The organism is Mycolicibacterium holsaticum DSM 44478 = JCM 12374 (genome assembly GCF_019645835.1).
Taxonomy (GTDB): Bacteria; Actinomycetota; Actinomycetes; order Mycobacteriales; family Mycobacteriaceae; genus Mycobacterium; species Mycobacterium holsaticum.
In genome coordinates, this window is the sequence record NZ_CP080998.1 from 973362 (window position 1) to 990003 (window position 16642).

Below are 16642 nucleotides of genomic sequence, written 5' to 3' on the forward strand. Positions count from 1 at the left end.
GGTGTCTTCAAGGTAGGCAGTCCGCATGCACTAGTCAATACCCGCGGTATCGCATACTTGCGGTAACGCCACGTTTGGCATCGAAAGCCGCGGGTAAGAGATGGTATGCGAATCGAGGACGACGACAACGCAGCCGAGTCTCTTGACCCGGACGACCCCCGCAAGCCCGATTCTCCGACCGACCTCACACGGCCGTCGCTGAGGTATGCGATGCGCAAGGCGGTTCGCGAGTTCCAGCAGGACCAGTGCACCGATCTGGCCGCGGCGCTGACGTACTACGCGACGCTGTCGATCTTTCCGGCGCTGGTGGTGATGGTGTCGCTGCTCGGGGTGTTCGGGCAGGGTCGGCGCACGGTCGACGCGCTGCTCGACATCGCCGCCGATGTGGCGCCGGCGTCCGCGCTCGACACGCTGCGGCCGACGGTCGAGCAACTGGTCAACTCGCCGACGGCCGGCGTGGCGCTGGTGGTGGGCATCGTGGGCGCCCTGTGGTCGGCCTCGGGGTATGTGGGGGCGTTCGGCCGCGCCATGAACCGCATCTACGAGGTCGACGAAGGGCGCCCGGTGTGGAAGCTGCGCCCGGTGCAGTTGCTGCTGACGCTGGCCGGACTGGTGATGGCGGCCGCCGTGCTGTTGATGCTCGCGATCAGCGGTCCGGTGGCCCGGTGGATCGGCGATGCCATCGGCCTTGGCGACGCGGCGGTGACGGTGTGGAGCATCGCCAAGTGGCCGCTGATCCTGCTCTTCGTCGTGCTCGCCGTCGCCATCCTGTACTACGTGACACCCAACGTCGAGCAGCCGAAGTTCCGCTGGATCAGCGGCGGTGCGGCGCTCGCGATCGTGGTCTGGTTGATCGCCTCCCTGTTGTTCGGTCTCTACGTGGCGAACTTCGGCAACTACAACAGGACATACGGCACACTGGCCGGCGCCATCGTGTTCCTGCTGTGGCTGTGGATCACCAACCTGGCGCTGCTGTTCGGCGCCGAAGTGGACGCCGAGCTGGAACGCAGCCGCCAGCTGCAGGCCGGGCTGCCCGCCGAACAGGAGTTGCAGCTGCCGCCCAAAGACACCCGTAACCTGCGCAAGTCCGAGGCCGCTGCGAAGAAGGACACCAAGCGAGCTCGTCGGCTGCGCTTTTCGCGCGGCCGTAGACACTGAAGGCATACTTCCTGCGTGACCCGTCGAATCCACGTCATCGGCATCGGTGCGGGCGACCCCGACTACGTGACGGCACAGGCGGTGGCCGCGCTCAACGACACCGAGGTGTTCTTCGCGATGGACAAGGGCGACTCCAAAGACGATTTGGTGGCGCTGCGACGGCAGATCTGTGACCGTTTCATCCGCGAACCGGGCTACCGGTTCGTGACGCTGGCCGACCCGCCGCGGGACCGGGTGGTCCCCGACAGCCCGGCCTACCGGCGGGCTGTCGCCGACTGGCACACCGCGCGGGCTCGGGTGTGGGCGTCGGCCATCGAGACCGAACTCGGGGCAGACGGCGTCGGCGCGTTCCTGGCGTGGGGGGATCCGTCGCTGTACGACAGCACCCTTCGGATCCTGCAGACCGTCGCGCGCGGGGTCGATATCACCTACGACGTCATCCCCGGGATCACCGCGATTCAGGCGCTGACGGCGCGGCATCGCATCCCGCTCAACGACGTCGGCGAGCCCGTCCTGATCACGACCGGCCGCCAGCTGCGCCAGCAGGGTCTGTCGGGCAGCGCGGTGGTGATGCTCGACGCGGACTGCGCCTTTCGCGACTGCCCGCCGGCCACCCGGATCTGGTGGGGCGCCTACCTGGGCACGCCCGACGAGCTGCTGATCGCAGGCACCGTGGGCGACGTCGGTGATCAGATCGCGCAGATGCGCGCCGACGCGCGGGCCCGCCACGGCTGGATCATGGATACCTATCTGTTGCGGCCCGCCTAGGTGACGCGGCGCTCACCGCCGTTGCGCTCGTTCCAGCGGCGGTAGACGTCGACCGCTGCCTGCAGGGGTTGATGGCGCATGGGCAGCCGGCGTTGTGCCCAGTCCGTGGCGAACTCTTCGTAAAAGGTGCTGAGCTCAAAGTATTTGCGGTCGTCGACGTAGTACGGCGCATACGCCTCGCGGGTCGTCAGGAAGACGACTTCGTCGGGCGAGCAGTAGTACAACGAGCCAAGGCACATCGGGCACGGATGGGCCAGGACGTAGATCGTCGTACCGGTGAGATGCTCGGTGCCCAACGTCATGCACGCCTGACGGATCGCGAGGATCTCGGCGTGTGCGGTCGGATCATGCGTCTGGGCAACCTGATTGGCGCTCTCGGCGAGGACCTCGCCGTCCTTGACGATGACGGTGGCGAACGGACGGCCGCCCTCTTCGACGTTTCGGCGCGCCAGATCGACGGTCCGTTGTGCGAAATCCATGGCAGCCCCTTCCACACGTCGTCTGGTTTAGGCTAATGCGATGTCGTTTCTGTTGCGCGCTGCGCTGACCGGGCTGGCGTTGTGGGTTGTCACGCTCATCGTTCCCGGTATCGGATTCATCGGCGGGGATTCGACGTTGCAGAGAATCGGGATCATCTTCGTCGTCGCGGTGGTCTTCGGTCTGGTCAACGCCGTCATCAAGCCGATCGTGCAGATCATCTCGATCCCGCTCTACATCCTGACGCTCGGTTTGATCCACATCGTCATCAACGCGCTGATGTTGTGGATCACGTCATGGATCACCGAGAACACCACCCACTGGGGCCTCTACATCGACGACTTCTGGTGGACGGCGATCTGGGCGGCGATCGTGCTCTCTGTGGTCAGTTGGCTGTTGTCGTTGGTGGTGCGAACGGCAGACTAGAGACATGCCCGAACTCCCCGAGATCGAAGCGCTCGCCGACCACCTGCGCCGGCACGCTGTCGGCCTCACCGTCGGACGCATCGACGTATCAGCGTTGTCGGTGCTCAAGACGTTCGACCCGCCGCCGTCGGCGCTGCACGGCCAAACCGTCACCGGCGCCAACCGGTGGGGGAAGTATCTGGGGTTGCAGGCAGGCGACTGGCACCTGATCACGCACTTGTCGAGAGCGGGGTGGCTGCGCTGGTCGGACAAGTTGGCCGCGGCACCCCTGAAACCCGGCAAGGGGCCCATCGCCCTGCGGGTGCACCTCGGGACCCCCGGTGAAGCACCTAGCCCCAATGTCGCCGCCGGGGCGGCTCCGGGTTTCGACCTCACCGAGGCCGGTACCCAGAAGCGGCTTGCGGTCTGGCTCGTCGACGACCCGGCGACGGTGCCCGGCATCGCCACGCTGGGGCCCGACGCGCTGGCGCTGGGACCCGACGAACTCGCCGACGTCTTGAAGGGCAACAGCGGGCGGCTCAAAACCGTTCTCACCGACCAGAAGGTGATCGCCGGCATCGGCAACGCCTACAGCGACGAGATCCTGCACGCCGCCAGGCTGTCGCCGTTCGCGACCGCAGGCAAGCTGACCGATGGGCAGCTCGCTGCGCTGCACGACGCGATGATCAGCATTCTCAGCGACGCCGTGGAACGCTCGGTCGGTCAGCAGGCCGCGACGCTGAAGGGGGAGAAGCGGTCAGGTCTGCGGGTACACGCGCGCACCGGGCTGCCCTGTCCGGTGTGCGGGGACACCGTGCGCGAAGTGTCGTTCGCCGACAAGTCATTCCAGTACTGCCCGACATGCCAGACCGGCGGCAAAGTGCTCGCCGACCGGCGGTTGTCGCGGCTGCTCAAGTGACCGGACAGTAGTTGCGGGTGGCCGCCGAGAGCGCCTGGCGGTACAGCGGATCGAGTTGACGGGCCTGTGCGACGGCGGCTGTCGTATCCGTCAGCACGGCCGTGCAGTCTGGACCGTGCAGCCGGTTCCATTGCTGCGCAATCTCTTCGACCATAGTCCTGTTGTACCCGTCGATCTGCGAACGTGACTGGGACAGATCTGGCGCGGTGGTGGGCGCGGTAGCCGGGTCGAACTTCCACTGGCCGAACCGGATGTACTCGACACCTTCGGTGGCGTCGATCTGGTCGGCGAAGATCCTTCGGACGTAGCCCGAGTCGATTCCGCGCGCGGTGGCGTCCGCGGCGACGGCGTCCAGGACGGCGTCGGCGCGCTGCCGGTCGGTGATCGCCCCGCCGCGCAGCCACTTGGCGGCCGCGACCGGATCGGCGGTGGCCAGCCGCTGCGCCGCGGAGTCGACCAGGCGGTACAGCGGGCTGACGGGTTCGGCGGAAGCCGTCACCTGGCAGACCGAGACACCCAACGTCACCAGCAGGAACGCCGCCACCCGCGCAAGAGTCATCCGCCCATTTTGACGTCGATGATCCTGGCTTAGTCTGTCGGGGTGACTCGGCAGAAGATCTTGATCACCGGCGCGAGCTCGGGCCTGGGCGCCGGGATGGCCCGTGCATTCGCCGCACGGGGTCGCGACCTCGCGCTGTGCGCGCGCCGCATCGACCGACTCGACGAGTTGAAGGCCGAACTGCTCGACCGTCATCCCGGTGTCAAGGTCGCCGTCGCCGCGCTCGACGTCAACGACCACGATCAGGTGCCGAAGGTGTTCGCAGAGCTCTCCGGTGAACTGGGCGGCATCGACCGCGTCGTCGTCAACGCGGGCGTCGGCAAGGGTGCGCCGCTGGGGTCGGGCAAGCTGTGGGCCAACAAGGCCACCATCGAGACGAACCTCGTTGCGGCGCTTGTCCAGATCGAGACCGCGCTGGAGATGTTCAAGGAGGCCGGGGGCGGGCATCTGGTGCTGGTCTCGTCGGTGCTCGGGAACAAAGGTGTGCCCGGGGTCAAAGCCGCCTACGCCGCAAGCAAGGCCGGGGTATCTTCGCTGGGTGAGTCGCTGCGCGCGGAGTACGCCACGGGTCCGATCACGGTGACCGTCCTGGAACCCGGCTACATCGAATCCGAGATGACCGCGAAGTCCGCGTCGACGATGTTGATGGTGGACAACGAGACCGGCGTGCGCACCATGGTCAACGTCATCGAACGCGAGAGCGGACGGGCGGCGGTGCCGTGGTGGCCGTGGGCCCCGTTGACGCAGATATTGCGGCTGCTGCCGCCGCGCTTCACCAAACCGTTCGCTTAGCGCACCGTGTAGCCGATTGCGCTACCGGGTAATAGGGAGCGCCATGAGAGTGCTGTTGACCGGTGGAACCGGATTCGTCGGCGCCTGGACGGCCAAGGCCGTCGCCGAGGCGGGGCATCAGGTGAGGTTTTTGGTCCGCGATCCGGCTCGGCTGGCGACAAGCGCGGCCCAGATCGGCGTCGACACCGGCGATTACGCCGTCGGCGACATCGCCGACGCCGCGTCGGCAGCGGCGGCGATGGACGGATGTGATGCGGTAATCCATTCCGCGGCAATGGTATCCACCGATCCGCGACAGGCCGACGTCATGTTGGCCACCAATCTCGGCGGCGCCCGCAACGTGCTCGGCCTGGCGGCCGAGCGCGGCCTCGACCCGATCGTGCATGTTTCGAGCTTCACGGCCTTGTTCCGTCCCGGCTGCCGCACTCTGCACGCCGATCTCCCGGTGGCGGGCGGCACAGACGGTTACGGGAAGTCCAAGGCAGAGGTGGAGAAGTACGCCAGGGGTCTCCAGGACGCCGGCGCGCCGGTGGCCATCACGTATCCGGGCATGGTGCTCGGACCTCCGGCGGGCAACCAATTCGGCGAGGCGGCCGAAGGCGTGCAGGCGGCGGTTCAGATGCGCGGGGTGCCCGGGCGCGGCGCGGCGTGGACGGTGGTCGATGTTCGAGACCTCGCCGCGCTGCATGCGGCGTTGCTCGAGCCTGGCAAGGGGCCACGTCGATACATGGCGGGCGGCCGGCGAGTCGAACTCGCCGAACTGGCGTCGATGATCGGCGGTGCGGCCGAGGCACCACTTCGGGTGCACCCCATTCCGGACGTCTTACTGCGCAATATCGGGCGGGTGGTGGACGTGGTGGGGCCCTATCTGCCGTTCGACACCCCGGTGACCGGGGCCGCGATGCAGTACTACACCCAGATGCCGTCCTGCGACGACTCACCCAGCGAAGCCGACCTGGGAATCACCTACCGCGATCCACAGGAAACGCTGGCGGACACCGTTTCCGGCCTGCGGCAGGTCGGCAGGTTGTGAACATTCGATGTTTCATCGGTCCGCCATCGTGGTAGCCAACGCCCATGAACGCGAAACTGACGAAGATGACGCCCCTGTTGTTCGCAAGCGCTGCTGCAGCAGCGGCGATCGCGGCTGCGCCGATCGCCGGTGCGCAACCCGCGCCTCCGCCGTGCCTGAACGCCGACGGCACTCCGTGCGCCGCGATCGGCAGCGTCGAGGCCGGCCCCGGTGGCGGCGCCCAGGTCAACGTTCCCAACGGTCCGGCGGGCACCGCTGATCAAGGCGGCGCCGCGGGTGTGATCCCCGGTGGGCCTGAGGGTTCGGCCGGACCCGGTGGCGCCAGCGGTTCGCTGGCACCCAACGGTCCCGGCGGGACGGCTGGACCCGGTGGCGCAAGCGGCTGCCTGCCCAACGTCGGGTGCATCAACATCCCTGCCCCGTAACCACTAATCAGCACGAGCACGCGGCGCACGCTCCCTCCGGGGGCGTGCGCCGCGGTGCATCCGGTGAAAGCTCAGGCCGGGCGGCCGCGCTCCACGCGGTAGCGCCGCACCAGCGCGTCGGTCGAGGAATCCGACTGTTGCGCCGGTGACGCGTCGGCGGTGAGCACCGGCAGCAGCGCCTTGGCCTGGGTCTTGCCGAGCTCGACACCCCACTGGTCGAAGGAGTCGATACCCCAGATGACGCCCTCGGTGAACACCTGATGTTCGTAGAGCGCGATGAGTTGGCCGACAACCGACGGGGTCAGCTTCGCCGCGAGGATCGACGTGCTGGGGCGGTTGCCCGGCATCACCTTGTGCGGCACCACTTCCGGGGGCGTGCCCTCGTCGGCGATCTCCTCTGCGGTCTTGCCGAACGCCAGCACTTGAGTCTGCGCGAAGAAGTTGCTCATCAGCAGGTCGTGCATGCTGCCCGCGCCGTCGGCCGTCGCCAGATCGTCTGTGGGCTGGGAGAAACCGATGAAGTCGGCGGGCACCAACCGAGTGCCCTGGTGCAGCAGCTGGTAGAACGCGTGCTGGCCGTTGGTCCCCGGCTCGCCCCAGAAGATTTCGCCGGTGTCGGTGATCACCGGGGTGCCGTCGGCGCGCACCGACTTACCGTTGGACTCCATCGTCAGCTGCTGCAGATACGCCGCGAACCGCGACAGGTCGTTGGAGTAGGGCAGCACCGCGCGCGACTGCGCACCGAAGAAGTTGTTGTACCACAAGCCGATCAGGCCCAGCAGCGCGGGCGCATTGGCCTCCAGTGGGGCGGTGCGGAAGTGCTCGTCGACGATGTGGAACCCGGAAAGGAACTCGGCGAAGCGTTCCCTGCCGATCGCGGCCATCACGCTCAAACCGATTGCGCTGTCGACGGAGTAGCGTCCGCCGACCCAGTCCCAGAAGCCGAACATGTTGTCGGTGTTGATGCCGAACTCGTCGACCAGCTTCTTGTTCGTCGATACCGCGACGAAATGCTTGGCCACCGCCGCATCGCCGAGCCCGTCGATCAACCAGCGGCGCGCGGCGGTGGCGTTGGTGAGCGTCTCCAACGTCGAGAACGTCTTGGATGCGACGATGAAAAGCGTTGTGGCCGGGTCTAGCCCGTGGAGCGTGGCGACAAGGTCTGCGGGATCCACGTTGGACACGAACCGGGCGGAGATGCCGGCGTCGGCGTAGTGGCGCAGCGCCTGGTACACCATCACCGGGCCCAGATCCGAACCGCCGATGCCGATGTTGACGACGGTCGTGATCCGTTCACCGGTGGCGCCCGTCCACTCGCCGCTGCGCAGCCGGTCGGTGAAGTCGCCCATCCGGTCCAGCACCGCGTGCACGTCCTCGACGACGTTCTGCCCGTCGACGACCAGTTCGGCGTCGCGCGGCAGCCGCAGCGCCGTGTGCAACACCGCACGGTTCTCCGAGGTGTTGATGTGCACGCCGGAGAACATCGCGTCGCGGCGCTGCTCGAGCCCTGCCGCGCGGGCCAGGTTCACCAGCAATTGCAACGTTTCCTGAGTCAGGCGGTGCTTGCTGTAGTCGACGTAGAGATCACCCACGGTCAGCGTCAACTCGGTTCCGCGCGCCGGGTCGTCGGCGAAAAACTGCCGCAGATGTGTTTCGCCGATCGCATCGTGATGCCGTTGCAGGGCCTGCCACGCAGTTGTTCCTGTGATATCGGGGATGTCGGCACTCATGACGACGACCCTAGTGCGGGAAAAAGCCCAAAGGTGTAAGAGAGGAAGTATGGATACCGCGAAGCTGCTGTCGTCAGTTCCCACCGGACTGTGGATCGGTGGTGAGCAACGGGCCGGTTCGTCGACGTTCGACGTGCTCGACCCGTCCGACGACCAGGTGCTGGCCTCGGTCGCCAATGCCACCCCCGACGACGCGATCGCCGCGCTCGACGTCGCATGCGGTGTGCAGGGCGACTGGGCGGGCACCGCGCCGCGTGAACGCGGTGAGATCCTGCGCGCGGTGTTCGAGAAGATCACCGAACGCGCCGAAGACATCGCCACGCTGATGACCCTGGAGATGGGCAAGGTCCTCCCGGAGAGCATGGGCGAGGTCAAATACGGCGCGGAGTTCTTCCGCTGGTTCGCCGAGGAGTCGGTACGCATCGCGGGCCGCTACACCCCCAGCCCGGCGGGCACCGGCCGCGTCCTGGTCACCAAGCAGCCGGTCGGGCCCTGTTACGCGATCACGCCGTGGAACTTTCCGCTGGCCATGGGCACCCGCAAGATCGGTCCCGCGTTCGCCGCCGGCTGCACGATGATCGTCAAGCCCGCCCAGGAGACCCCGCTGACCATGCTGCTGCTGGCCCAGCTGATGGACGAGGCCGGCCTGCCCAAGGGCGTGCTCTCGGTGCTGCCGACCAACAGCCCCGGACCCGTCACCGAGGCGTTGATCGATGACGGCCGACTGCGCAAGCTGACGTTCACCGGCTCCACCGGCGTCGGTAAGGCGCTGGTCAAACAATCCGCCGACAAACTGCTGCGCACCTCGATGGAACTCGGCGGCAACGCACCGTTCGTGGTGTTCGACGACGCCGACGTCGACGCCGCGGTCGACGGCGCGATCCTGGCCAAGATGCGCAACGGCGGCGAGGCCTGCACGGCGGCCAACCGATTCCACGTCGCCAACGCCGTGCGCGAGGAGTTCACCGAGAAGCTGGTCAAGCGGATGAGCGAGTTCACCCTCGGCAAGGGCATCGACGACTCGGCCACCCTGGGCCCGCTGATCAACGCCAAGCAGGTCGCCACCGTCGAGGAACTGGTGTCCGACGCGGTCTCGCGCGGAGCCATCGTCGCCGTCGGCGGCGAAGCCCCCGGCGGACCCGGCAACTTCTACCCGGCCACCGTGCTGACCGATGTACCCGCCGACGCCCGCATCCTCAAAGAGGAGGTGTTCGGGCCCGTCGCGCCGATCACCGGCTTCGACACCGAGGACGAAGGCGTGGCCGCCGCCAACAACACCGAATACGGGCTGGCCGCCTACGTCTACACGCAGTCGCTCGACCGGGCGCTGCGTGTCGCCGACGGCATCGAATCCGGCATGGTCGGCATCAACCGCGGCGTGATCTCCGACCCGGCCGCGCCGTTCGGCGGGGTCAAGGAATCCGGCTTCGGCCGCGAAGGCGGCTTCGAAGGCATCGACGAGTACCTCGAGATCAAGTACATCGCGCTGACGAAGTAGCCGTTTCCGGCGAGATGCGCCCACGCCGAAGGTAGGAGAACGCTTAATCGCATCGACACGCCGTCGCTAATGCGATTTCGCGTCTGCTTGCGCAGGAAGAATCTCGGCAGTGACCCCCGGCCGCCGTCGAGACATCCCCGCCCTTGACGGGCTCCGGGCCGTGGCGGTGGCGCTGGTGCTGGCCGACCACGGCGGCATTCCCGGCGTGTCCGGCGGCTTTCTCGGCGTCGACGTCTTCTTCGTGCTGAGCGGATTCCTGATCACCTCGCTGTTGCTCGACGAGCACGCCCGCACCGGGCGAATCGGCCTGACCGACTTCTGGATCCGACGCGCACGCCGGTTGCTGCCGGCGTTGCTCGTGGTGGTGCTGGCGGTGGTCGGGCTACGTCAGCTGTTCCCGACGGAAGCGATCGCCACCCTGCGTGACGACGCCGTCGCCTCGTTCTTCTGGGTGGCCAACTGGGCGTTCGTCGCGCAGCGCACCGACTACTTCGCGCAGGGCGCGCCGCCGTCACCGCTGCAACACATGTGGTCGCTCGGTGTCGAGGAGCAGTACTACGCGATCTGGCCGGTGTTGCTGATCGGGCTGGCCTTCCTGTTCCGTTCGCGGTTGCGCGCGGCCGTGCTCGTCCTGGCCACCCTCGGCGCGGCGGCCTCGGCGACCGCGGCGATCGTATTCACCACCGATGCGTCGCTGAACCGGGTCTACTTCGGCACCGACACCCGGGCGCAGGCGCTGCTCGTCGGGGCGGCGGCCGCGGCGCTGGTGGTGCGGGACTGGTCGACGGTGACGATGGGCGGGCCGGTGATCCGGGCGCGGTGGCGGCGATGGCTGGCCAGGGCGCTGTCGGTCGTCGGACTGGTCGTGCTGGGTCTGGCCGTGCACTACGCGACGGGCAGCACCGGCGACTTCCGCGGCGGCCTGCTGGTCACCGTGGCTGTGGCCTCGGTGTTCGTCGTCGCCGCGGTGGCGCTGGACCAGGAGGGCCCGGTGGCGCGGGTGCTGGCGTGGCGGCCGCTGGTGTGGCTGGGCGCCATCTCCTACGGCGTGTACCTGTGGCACTGGCCGATCTTCTTGGCGCTCAACGGGGAACTCACCGGCTGGTCGGGCTGGTCGCTGTTCGCGCTGCGGTGCGCGGTGACGGTCGCGTTGGCCGCGGCGTCGTGGTGGTTGCTCGAGCAACCGGTGCGGCACTGGCGCCCGGTGATCGTGCCGATGCTGCCGCTGGCCGCCGCGACGGCCGCCACCGCCGCAGTGGTGACGATGACGGTGCTGCCGGTCGGGGTGGCACCGACCGAGCAGACCCCGAGCAAGATCGACTCGGCCGCGTTCGTCGGCGCCGAGGTTCCCGTCGAAGTGCACCGGCCTGCCGAACTCGCGCCCGGCACCAGGACCGTCGCGGTGTTCGGCGACTCGGTGGCCTGGACGATCATGCGGTACCTGCCGCCGACACCGGGATTCGCGTTCAGCAACTACACCACGATCGGCTGCGGCATCGCCCGCGGCGGACCGTATCGCCACGTCGGTGACACCTTGAACCAGAAGCCGGAATGCGATACGTGGCCGAGCCGGTGGGCGCAGCGCATCAACCACGATCGCCCGGACGTGGTGCTGCTGGTCATCGGCCGCTGGGAGGTTGTCGACCGGATGCACGAGGGCCGATGGTCACACATCGGCGAACCGGTCTTCGACTCCTATCTGCGCAGCGAACTCAACCGTGCGCTGGACATCCTCAGCTCCACGGGCGCGCGCGTCGTCGTGACGACCGAGCCGTACAACCGGCGCGGGGAGAAGCCCGACGGCAGCCTCTATCCCGAGGACCGACCCCAGCGCATCGACGACTGGAACGATCTGCTGCGCCGGGTCGCGACGAAACGACCGAACGTCAAGGTCCTCGACCTCAACCGCAAGCTCGGGCCCAACGGCGGCTACACCAACCGCATCGACGGCATCCGGATGCGCAGCGACGGCCTGCATCCCACGCCGGATGCGGTGGAGTGGTTGACGCCGTGGCTGACCGACGCCCTCAAGTAATCACCGGTGTCAGTGGCCGAGACGGCCGCGGCCCAGGCGCAGCAGCAGCATCGCCAGGTCCTTACCCTCGGGACCCAGCTCGCTGTAGCGCTCGATGACCTTCATCTCCCTGCTGTGCACCAGGCGGGTGCCGCCGGAGGCCATCCGGGCCTTGCCGATCAGCTTGGACACCTCGGTGCGGCGCTTGACGGCCTCCAGGATCGCGGCGTCCAGCCGGTCGATCTCCTGACGCAGGTCGTCGATGTCGGTGCGGGGTTCGGCTTCAGTACTCATGGAATTCTCTTCGCTCTCGTGGTGTGGCAAGTCTGGTCTCATCCGGTTTCGGGCCTCACACAAGAGACGAGCCCCGGATCCGGAAGCGGACCACGGGGCTCACAGAAGCTGCTAAACCACGGGCACCGCTGGCCGGTACCCGTAGAAAAATCGGCGTCGAGCCGCTTGCTGCTTTTTGAGCACCAGATGAGTGTGCCACCAATGGCGGCGCCAGCGCAAAGGATGTCCCTCGTCAGCGGTAAGTTTGGAGGCGACATGAGTGTGCACGTGACCGGTTCGGATGCCAGCACCGGCTTGGACTCCGCAGACGGCGACCTTCTGGCCGGCCTCAACCCGCAGCAACGCCAGGCGGTGCTGCACGAGGGCTCACCGCTGCTCATCGTCGCGGGCGCCGGATCCGGCAAGACCGCGGTGCTCACCCGCCGCATCGCCTACCTGTTGGCCGCGCGCGACGTCGGCGTCGGGCAGGTGCTGGCCATCACGTTCACCAACAAGGCCGCCGCCGAGATGCGTGAGCGGGTCGTCGCGCTGGTCGGGCCCCGCGCGCGCTCGATGTGGGTGTCGACGTTCCACTCGACCTGTGTGCGGATCCTGCGCAACCAGGCCTCGCTGCTGCCCGGACTGAACTCCAACTTCTCGATCTACGACGCCGACGACACGCGCCGGCTGCTGCAGATGATCGGCAAGGACATGGGGCTGGACACCAAGCGGTATTCGCCGCGGCTGCTGGCCAACGGCATCTCCAACCTCAAGAACGAGCTGATCGGCCCGCAGGAGGCCGCATCCGATGCCGCCGACGTCGGCGAGGAGTTGCCCCGCATCATCGCCGAGGTCTACGCGGAGTACCAGCGCCGGTTGCGTGCGGCCAACGCGCTGGACTTCGACGACCTGATCGGCGAGACAGTCGCTGTGCTGCAAGCATTTCCGCAGATCGCCCAGTACTACCGGCGGCGGTTCCGACACATCCTCGTCGACGAGTACCAGGACACCAACCACGCCCAGTACGTGCTGGTGCGTGAGCTCGTCGGGCGCGAGACCGAGGATGGTGTGGCGCCCGCCGAGCTGTGCGTGGTGGGCGACGCCGATCAGTCCATCTACGCGTTCCGCGGCGCCACGATCCGCAACATCGAAGACTTCGAGCGCGATTTCCCCAACGCCACAACGATTCTGCTGGAGCAGAACTACCGCTCGACGCAGAACATCCTCAACGCCGCCAACTCGGTGATCTCCCGCAACGCCGGGCGCCGGGAAAAGCAGCTGTGGACCGACGCGGGGGAGGGCGAGCTCATCGTCGGCTACGTCGCCGACAACGAGCACGACGAGGCCCGGTTCGTCGCCTCCGAAATCGACACGCTGGTGGACCGCGGCGACATCACCTATAACGACGTCGCCGTGTTCTACCGGACCAACAACTCCTCGCGGGCGTTGGAGGAGGTGTTCATTCGCTCCGGAATTCCCTACAAAGTCGTTGGCGGCGTTCGCTTTTACGAACGCAGAGAGATCCGTGACGTGGTCGCCTATCTGCGGGTGCTGGACAATCCCGGCGACTCGGTGAGCATGCGGCGCATCCTCAACACCCCGCGGCGCGGGATCGGCGATCGCGCCGAAGCGTGCGTTGCGGTCTACGCCGAGAACACCGGGGCGAGTTTCAACGATGCGCTGCAGGCGGCCGCCGAGGGCAAGGTGCCGATGCTCAACACCCGTTCGGAGAAGGCGATCGCCGGCTTCGTCGAGTTGCTCGACGACCTGCGTGGGCGTCTCGACGGTGAACTGGGCGACCTGGTGGAGGCGGTGCTCGACCGGACCGGTTACCGCACGACGCTGGAATCCTCCAGCGACCCACAGGATCTCGCGCGACTGGACAACCTGAACGAGTTGGTCAGCGTCGCACACGAATTCAGCACCGATCTCGCGAACGCCCAGGCGCTCGACGAACCGGTGGACGAGGACATCCCCGACACCGGTGTGCTCGCGCAGTTCCTGGAACGGGTGTCGCTGGTGGCCGATGCCGACGAACTGCCCGAGCACGGTGCCGGTGTGGTGACGTTGATGACTCTGCATACGGCCAAGGGCCTGGAGTTCCCGGTGGTGTTCGTGACCGGTTGGGAGGACGGGATGTTCCCGCACATGCGGGCACTGGGTGACCCCACCGAGCTGTCCGAGGAGCGACGGCTGGCATACGTCGGCATCACCAGGGCGCGCCAGCGGCTCTACGTCAGCCGGGCCAAGATCCGGTCGTCGTGGGGTCAGCCGATGCTCAACCCCGAATCACGGTTCCTCAAAGAGATTCCGCAGCACCTCATCGATTGGCGGCGCACCGATCCGGGGCCGTCGATGTCGGCGCCGGTCAGCGGGGCAGGAAGATTCGGTACGCCGCGTCCGGCACCGGCCCGGTCGTCGGCCGGTAAGCGCCCGCTGGTGGTGCTGGAACCGGGTGACCGGGTGAGCCACGACAAGTACGGCCTGGGTCGCGTCGAAGAGGTGTCCGGCGTCGGCGAATCCGCGATGTCGCTGATCGACTTCGGCAGTGCGGGCCGGGTCAAGCTCATGCACAACCACGCACCTTTGACGAAGCTGTAACGACGACGGCGAGAAGGCGGCCGTCTGCATTGAGACGACGACGCGCGCGCTGGCCGAGGCCGGGGCAACTTTGCAGGTGGTGGTCCACACGCGGGGCCGAGCACCTTGTTCGGGGTAACCGTTCTCCAGGCAATCGCTGCCGTCGTCGACGCCTACGAGCACATCGCACTTTCTCGCCCGTTTGTCCCGTTCGGCGAAAATCGGCAAGGTCAGTTCCCGCGCTGCCAGCGGCGCGTCGCGGGCAACAGGGCCGCCACGATGGTGGCCACCGGCAGCACCGGGATCGCGTAGACCACCGGCGGAAGTTTCGCGCCCGCGACGAACAGGCTCGAGAAGATCAACAGCGCCACCACGGAACCCACCACGACCAGCAGTCGGCTCATCCGTCGGCGCAGCAACAGCCCGACGAGCCCGGCGATCAAGGCGGCCGCAGAGATCGCGGTCAGGAACGCCACCGCCACGCAGAACAGCGGATCGCTGCGCCACCAGCCGGTGATGATGTCGGTGGCGATCACGGCCGTCGCCCACCCGGACAGGATGGCCGTGATAGCGGTGGCGATCGCGGCGTGCGGGTTGGTCGGGCGCGGCCGCGAAGGTTCCACGGCGGTGGGTCTGGCCCGCGGGAGGTAATCCCCCTGCCCTCCGGGCGGGAGGTGCCCCCAGGTCGGCGGCTCAGCGGCGGTCGGCATCTCGCCGGTCGGGTGGCGGCGGATGATGCGCGTCAACGCCTCATCGGCACCGCTGTCGGGGGCCCGCTGGGTGAGCGCGTCGCCGTCGGCGACGGGAATCTCCCCGGTGGGATGTCGGCGGATTATCCGCGATGAGCTTTCCGGGTCCTCGGCCACTCAGCCAGCGTAATTGTCAGGTGGCTCAGGGGCTCAGGCCGCGTTTGGCCAGCCATCCGACAGGGTCGACGCGGTCGGTGCCGTTCATCAGGACCTCGAAGTGCAGGTGCGGTCCGGTCGAGTTACCGGTGTTGCCCATCTTGGCGATCTGGTCGCCGGCCCATACCCGCTGGCCGACGTTGACCAGCACGGCGCTGAGGTGACCGTAGAGCGTCACCGAACCGTCGGAGTGGCGCAGCTTGACCATGTTGCCGTAGCCGGCGTACGGGCCGGCCGAGACGACGACACCGTCGGAGGCGGCCAGGATCGGCGTGCCGATCGAGTTCGCGATGTCGATGCCGCCGTGCAGGACGCCCCAGCGGTATCCGAAGCCCGACGTCCACACGCCGCGGGTCGGCATGACGAACATCGGGCGTTGCAGACGGGCTTCGCGCTCGGCGCGTTCCTGGGCGAACGCGGCCGCCTTCTGAATCTCCTCGGTGTGCACGGCGGCACTGGCGGCGGGTGTGACCGACACGATCTGCATGCCGTCCATCGACCCGGTGATCGCCCCGCCCGCGAGCGCAGACTGGTCGGCGGCCAGCACGGTGGCGTCGGCCTCCTTGGCCGACGGGTGCGTCATCGAGTAGGCGCCCGCGGCGGTGGCGCCGACGGCCATCGCCGCGACCACCAACCGGCCCTTTACGGGGACATCGGGTTTGCGGTGCACGCCGCGCCGGCCGATGTTGATGACGTCGGTCGCGTCCATGCCGTCGCTGGTGTCGGTGTGGCTGTCGCGGTAGGCGTGGGTGCGGCGTTGGTGGCGCGATGCGGGCGCGAACTCCGACGGCACGGCAAGGTGCAGCGGGGACTGATCGTCGGTGTCGTGCAGGTCGTCGAGCTCGGGTGCGGAGAAGACGGCGGACTCACGGTCGAACGCGCAGTTCTCCCGGAAGTCGACGTCGGCCAGCTTGCCGAACTCGTCGAACGGGATGATGTCGGTGACTTCAGCGGGACTTTCGGCGCCGCGGGTGGTCTTTTGCCGTTTCGTCGAAGCCCCGTCGGGGAATCGAGACGAACGGTGCGCTGCCAATCTAAGGAGTCCTTTTCGCTGTGACCGAAACGTGACCTAGACCAGAGGCACGTTAACCAAAGTCCAATGATGC

The 16642-nt window shown here is 67.6% G+C and carries 16 protein-coding genes; 10 read left to right on the forward strand and 6 right to left on the reverse strand.

All coding sequences use genetic code 11. The features are described 5' to 3' along the window. The first annotated feature begins 105 nt into the window (after nt 1-105). Entirely contained in the window at nt 106-1158 is a 1053-nt protein-coding gene (locus tag K3U96_RS04835; protein ID WP_220692243.1) for a YihY/virulence factor BrkB family protein, read from the forward strand. A 15-nt stretch (nt 1159-1173) separates the two neighbouring features. Continuing rightward, on the forward strand, nt 1174-1926 hold the full coding sequence (gene cobF / locus K3U96_RS04840; RefSeq protein ID WP_220692244.1) for a precorrin-6A synthase (deacetylating): 753 nt from the start codon (nt 1174-1176) through the stop codon (nt 1924-1926). Here the strand turns inward: cobF and K3U96_RS04845 are convergent. Further along, entirely contained in the window at nt 1923-2405 is a 483-nt protein-coding gene (locus tag K3U96_RS04845; protein ID WP_220692245.1) for a nucleoside deaminase, read from the reverse strand. The genes cobF and K3U96_RS04845 overlap by 4 nt on opposite strands. Before the next feature lie 40 nt (nt 2406-2445). On the opposite strand from K3U96_RS04845, the gene K3U96_RS04850 reads away from it, so the two are divergent. Beyond that, nucleotides 2446-2829: a phage holin family protein gene (locus K3U96_RS04850; RefSeq protein WP_069406073.1), complete on the forward strand. Its 384-nt coding sequence runs from the start codon at nt 2446-2448 to the stop codon at nt 2827-2829. A gap of 4 nt (nt 2830-2833) precedes the next feature. Further along, nucleotides 2834-3727 (forward strand): Fpg/Nei family DNA glycosylase, encoded by an 894-nt coding sequence (locus tag K3U96_RS27105; RefSeq protein ID WP_220692246.1) that lies wholly within the window; start codon nt 2834-2836, stop codon nt 3725-3727. Here K3U96_RS27105 and K3U96_RS04860 read toward each other — a convergent pair. Further along, complete coding sequence (locus tag K3U96_RS04860; RefSeq protein ID WP_220692247.1) at nt 3720-4286, reverse strand: chorismate mutase; 567 nt, start codon at nt 4284-4286, stop codon at nt 3720-3722. The two genes, K3U96_RS27105 and K3U96_RS04860, sit on opposite strands and share 8 nt — an antisense overlap. Before the next feature lie 42 nt (nt 4287-4328). Here K3U96_RS04860 and K3U96_RS04865 point away from each other — a divergent pair, with 42 nt between their 5' ends. Genes K3U96_RS04865 through K3U96_RS04875 form a run of 3 tightly spaced genes read left to right on the forward strand, consistent with a single transcriptional unit; the run spans nt 4329 to nt 6536 of the window. Then, nucleotides 4329-5078 carry an SDR family oxidoreductase gene (locus tag K3U96_RS04865; protein ID WP_220692248.1) on the forward strand — a complete coding sequence of 250 codons (750 nt, stop codon included), beginning with the start codon at nt 4329-4331 and terminating at the stop codon, nt 5076-5078. Nucleotides 5079-5121: 43 nt separating this feature from the next. Beyond that, entirely contained in the window at nt 5122-6111 is a 990-nt protein-coding gene (locus K3U96_RS04870; RefSeq protein ID WP_220692249.1) for an NAD-dependent epimerase/dehydratase family protein, read from the forward strand. Nucleotides 6112-6155: 44 nt separating this feature from the next. Then, nucleotides 6156-6536 carry a hypothetical protein gene (locus tag K3U96_RS04875; protein ID WP_069406078.1) on the forward strand — a complete coding sequence of 127 codons (381 nt, stop codon included), beginning with the start codon at nt 6156-6158 and terminating at the stop codon, nt 6534-6536. Nucleotides 6537-6607: 71 nt separating this feature from the next. Here the strand turns inward: K3U96_RS04875 and pgi are convergent, their stop codons facing one another. Further along, a complete protein-coding gene (gene pgi, locus K3U96_RS04880; RefSeq protein WP_220692250.1) occupies nt 6608-8266 on the reverse strand; it encodes a glucose-6-phosphate isomerase in 1659 nt (552 codons plus the stop codon). A 49-nt stretch (nt 8267-8315) separates the two neighbouring features. On the opposite strand from pgi, the gene K3U96_RS04885 reads away from it, so the two are divergent. Together K3U96_RS04885 and K3U96_RS04890 are read left to right on the forward strand one after the other, a co-directional pair. After that, nucleotides 8316-9764: an NAD-dependent succinate-semialdehyde dehydrogenase gene (locus K3U96_RS04885; RefSeq protein WP_220692251.1), complete on the forward strand. Its 1449-nt coding sequence runs from the start codon at nt 8316-8318 to the stop codon at nt 9762-9764. Nucleotides 9765-9864: 100 nt separating this feature from the next. Next, the gene (locus K3U96_RS04890) at nt 9865-11799 is read left to right on the forward strand and encodes an acyltransferase family protein (RefSeq protein ID WP_220693397.1); all 1935 of its coding nucleotides are present in this window, start codon (nt 9865-9867) and stop codon (nt 11797-11799) included. A gap of 9 nt (nt 11800-11808) precedes the next feature. Here the strand turns inward: K3U96_RS04890 and K3U96_RS04895 are convergent, their stop codons facing one another. Next, entirely contained in the window at nt 11809-12114 is a 306-nt protein-coding gene (locus K3U96_RS04895; RefSeq protein ID WP_069406081.1) for a chorismate mutase, read from the reverse strand. 213 nt (nt 12115-12327) lie between these two features. Between K3U96_RS04895 and pcrA the strand changes: the two genes are divergently transcribed. Further along, entirely contained in the window at nt 12328-14652 is a 2325-nt protein-coding gene (gene pcrA, locus K3U96_RS04900) for a DNA helicase PcrA (RefSeq protein ID WP_220692252.1), read from the forward strand. A gap of 209 nt (nt 14653-14861) precedes the next feature. On the opposite strand, the gene K3U96_RS04905 is transcribed toward pcrA, so the two are convergent. Continuing rightward, nucleotides 14862-15497: a hypothetical protein gene (locus tag K3U96_RS04905; RefSeq protein WP_220692253.1), complete on the reverse strand. Its 636-nt coding sequence runs from the start codon at nt 15495-15497 to the stop codon at nt 14862-14864. A 25-nt stretch (nt 15498-15522) separates the two neighbouring features. Then, nucleotides 15523-16569 carry a M23 family metallopeptidase gene (locus K3U96_RS04910; RefSeq protein ID WP_220692254.1) on the reverse strand — a complete coding sequence of 349 codons (1047 nt, stop codon included), beginning with the start codon at nt 16567-16569 and terminating at the stop codon, nt 15523-15525. Nucleotides 16570-16642: the final 73 nt, after the last annotated feature.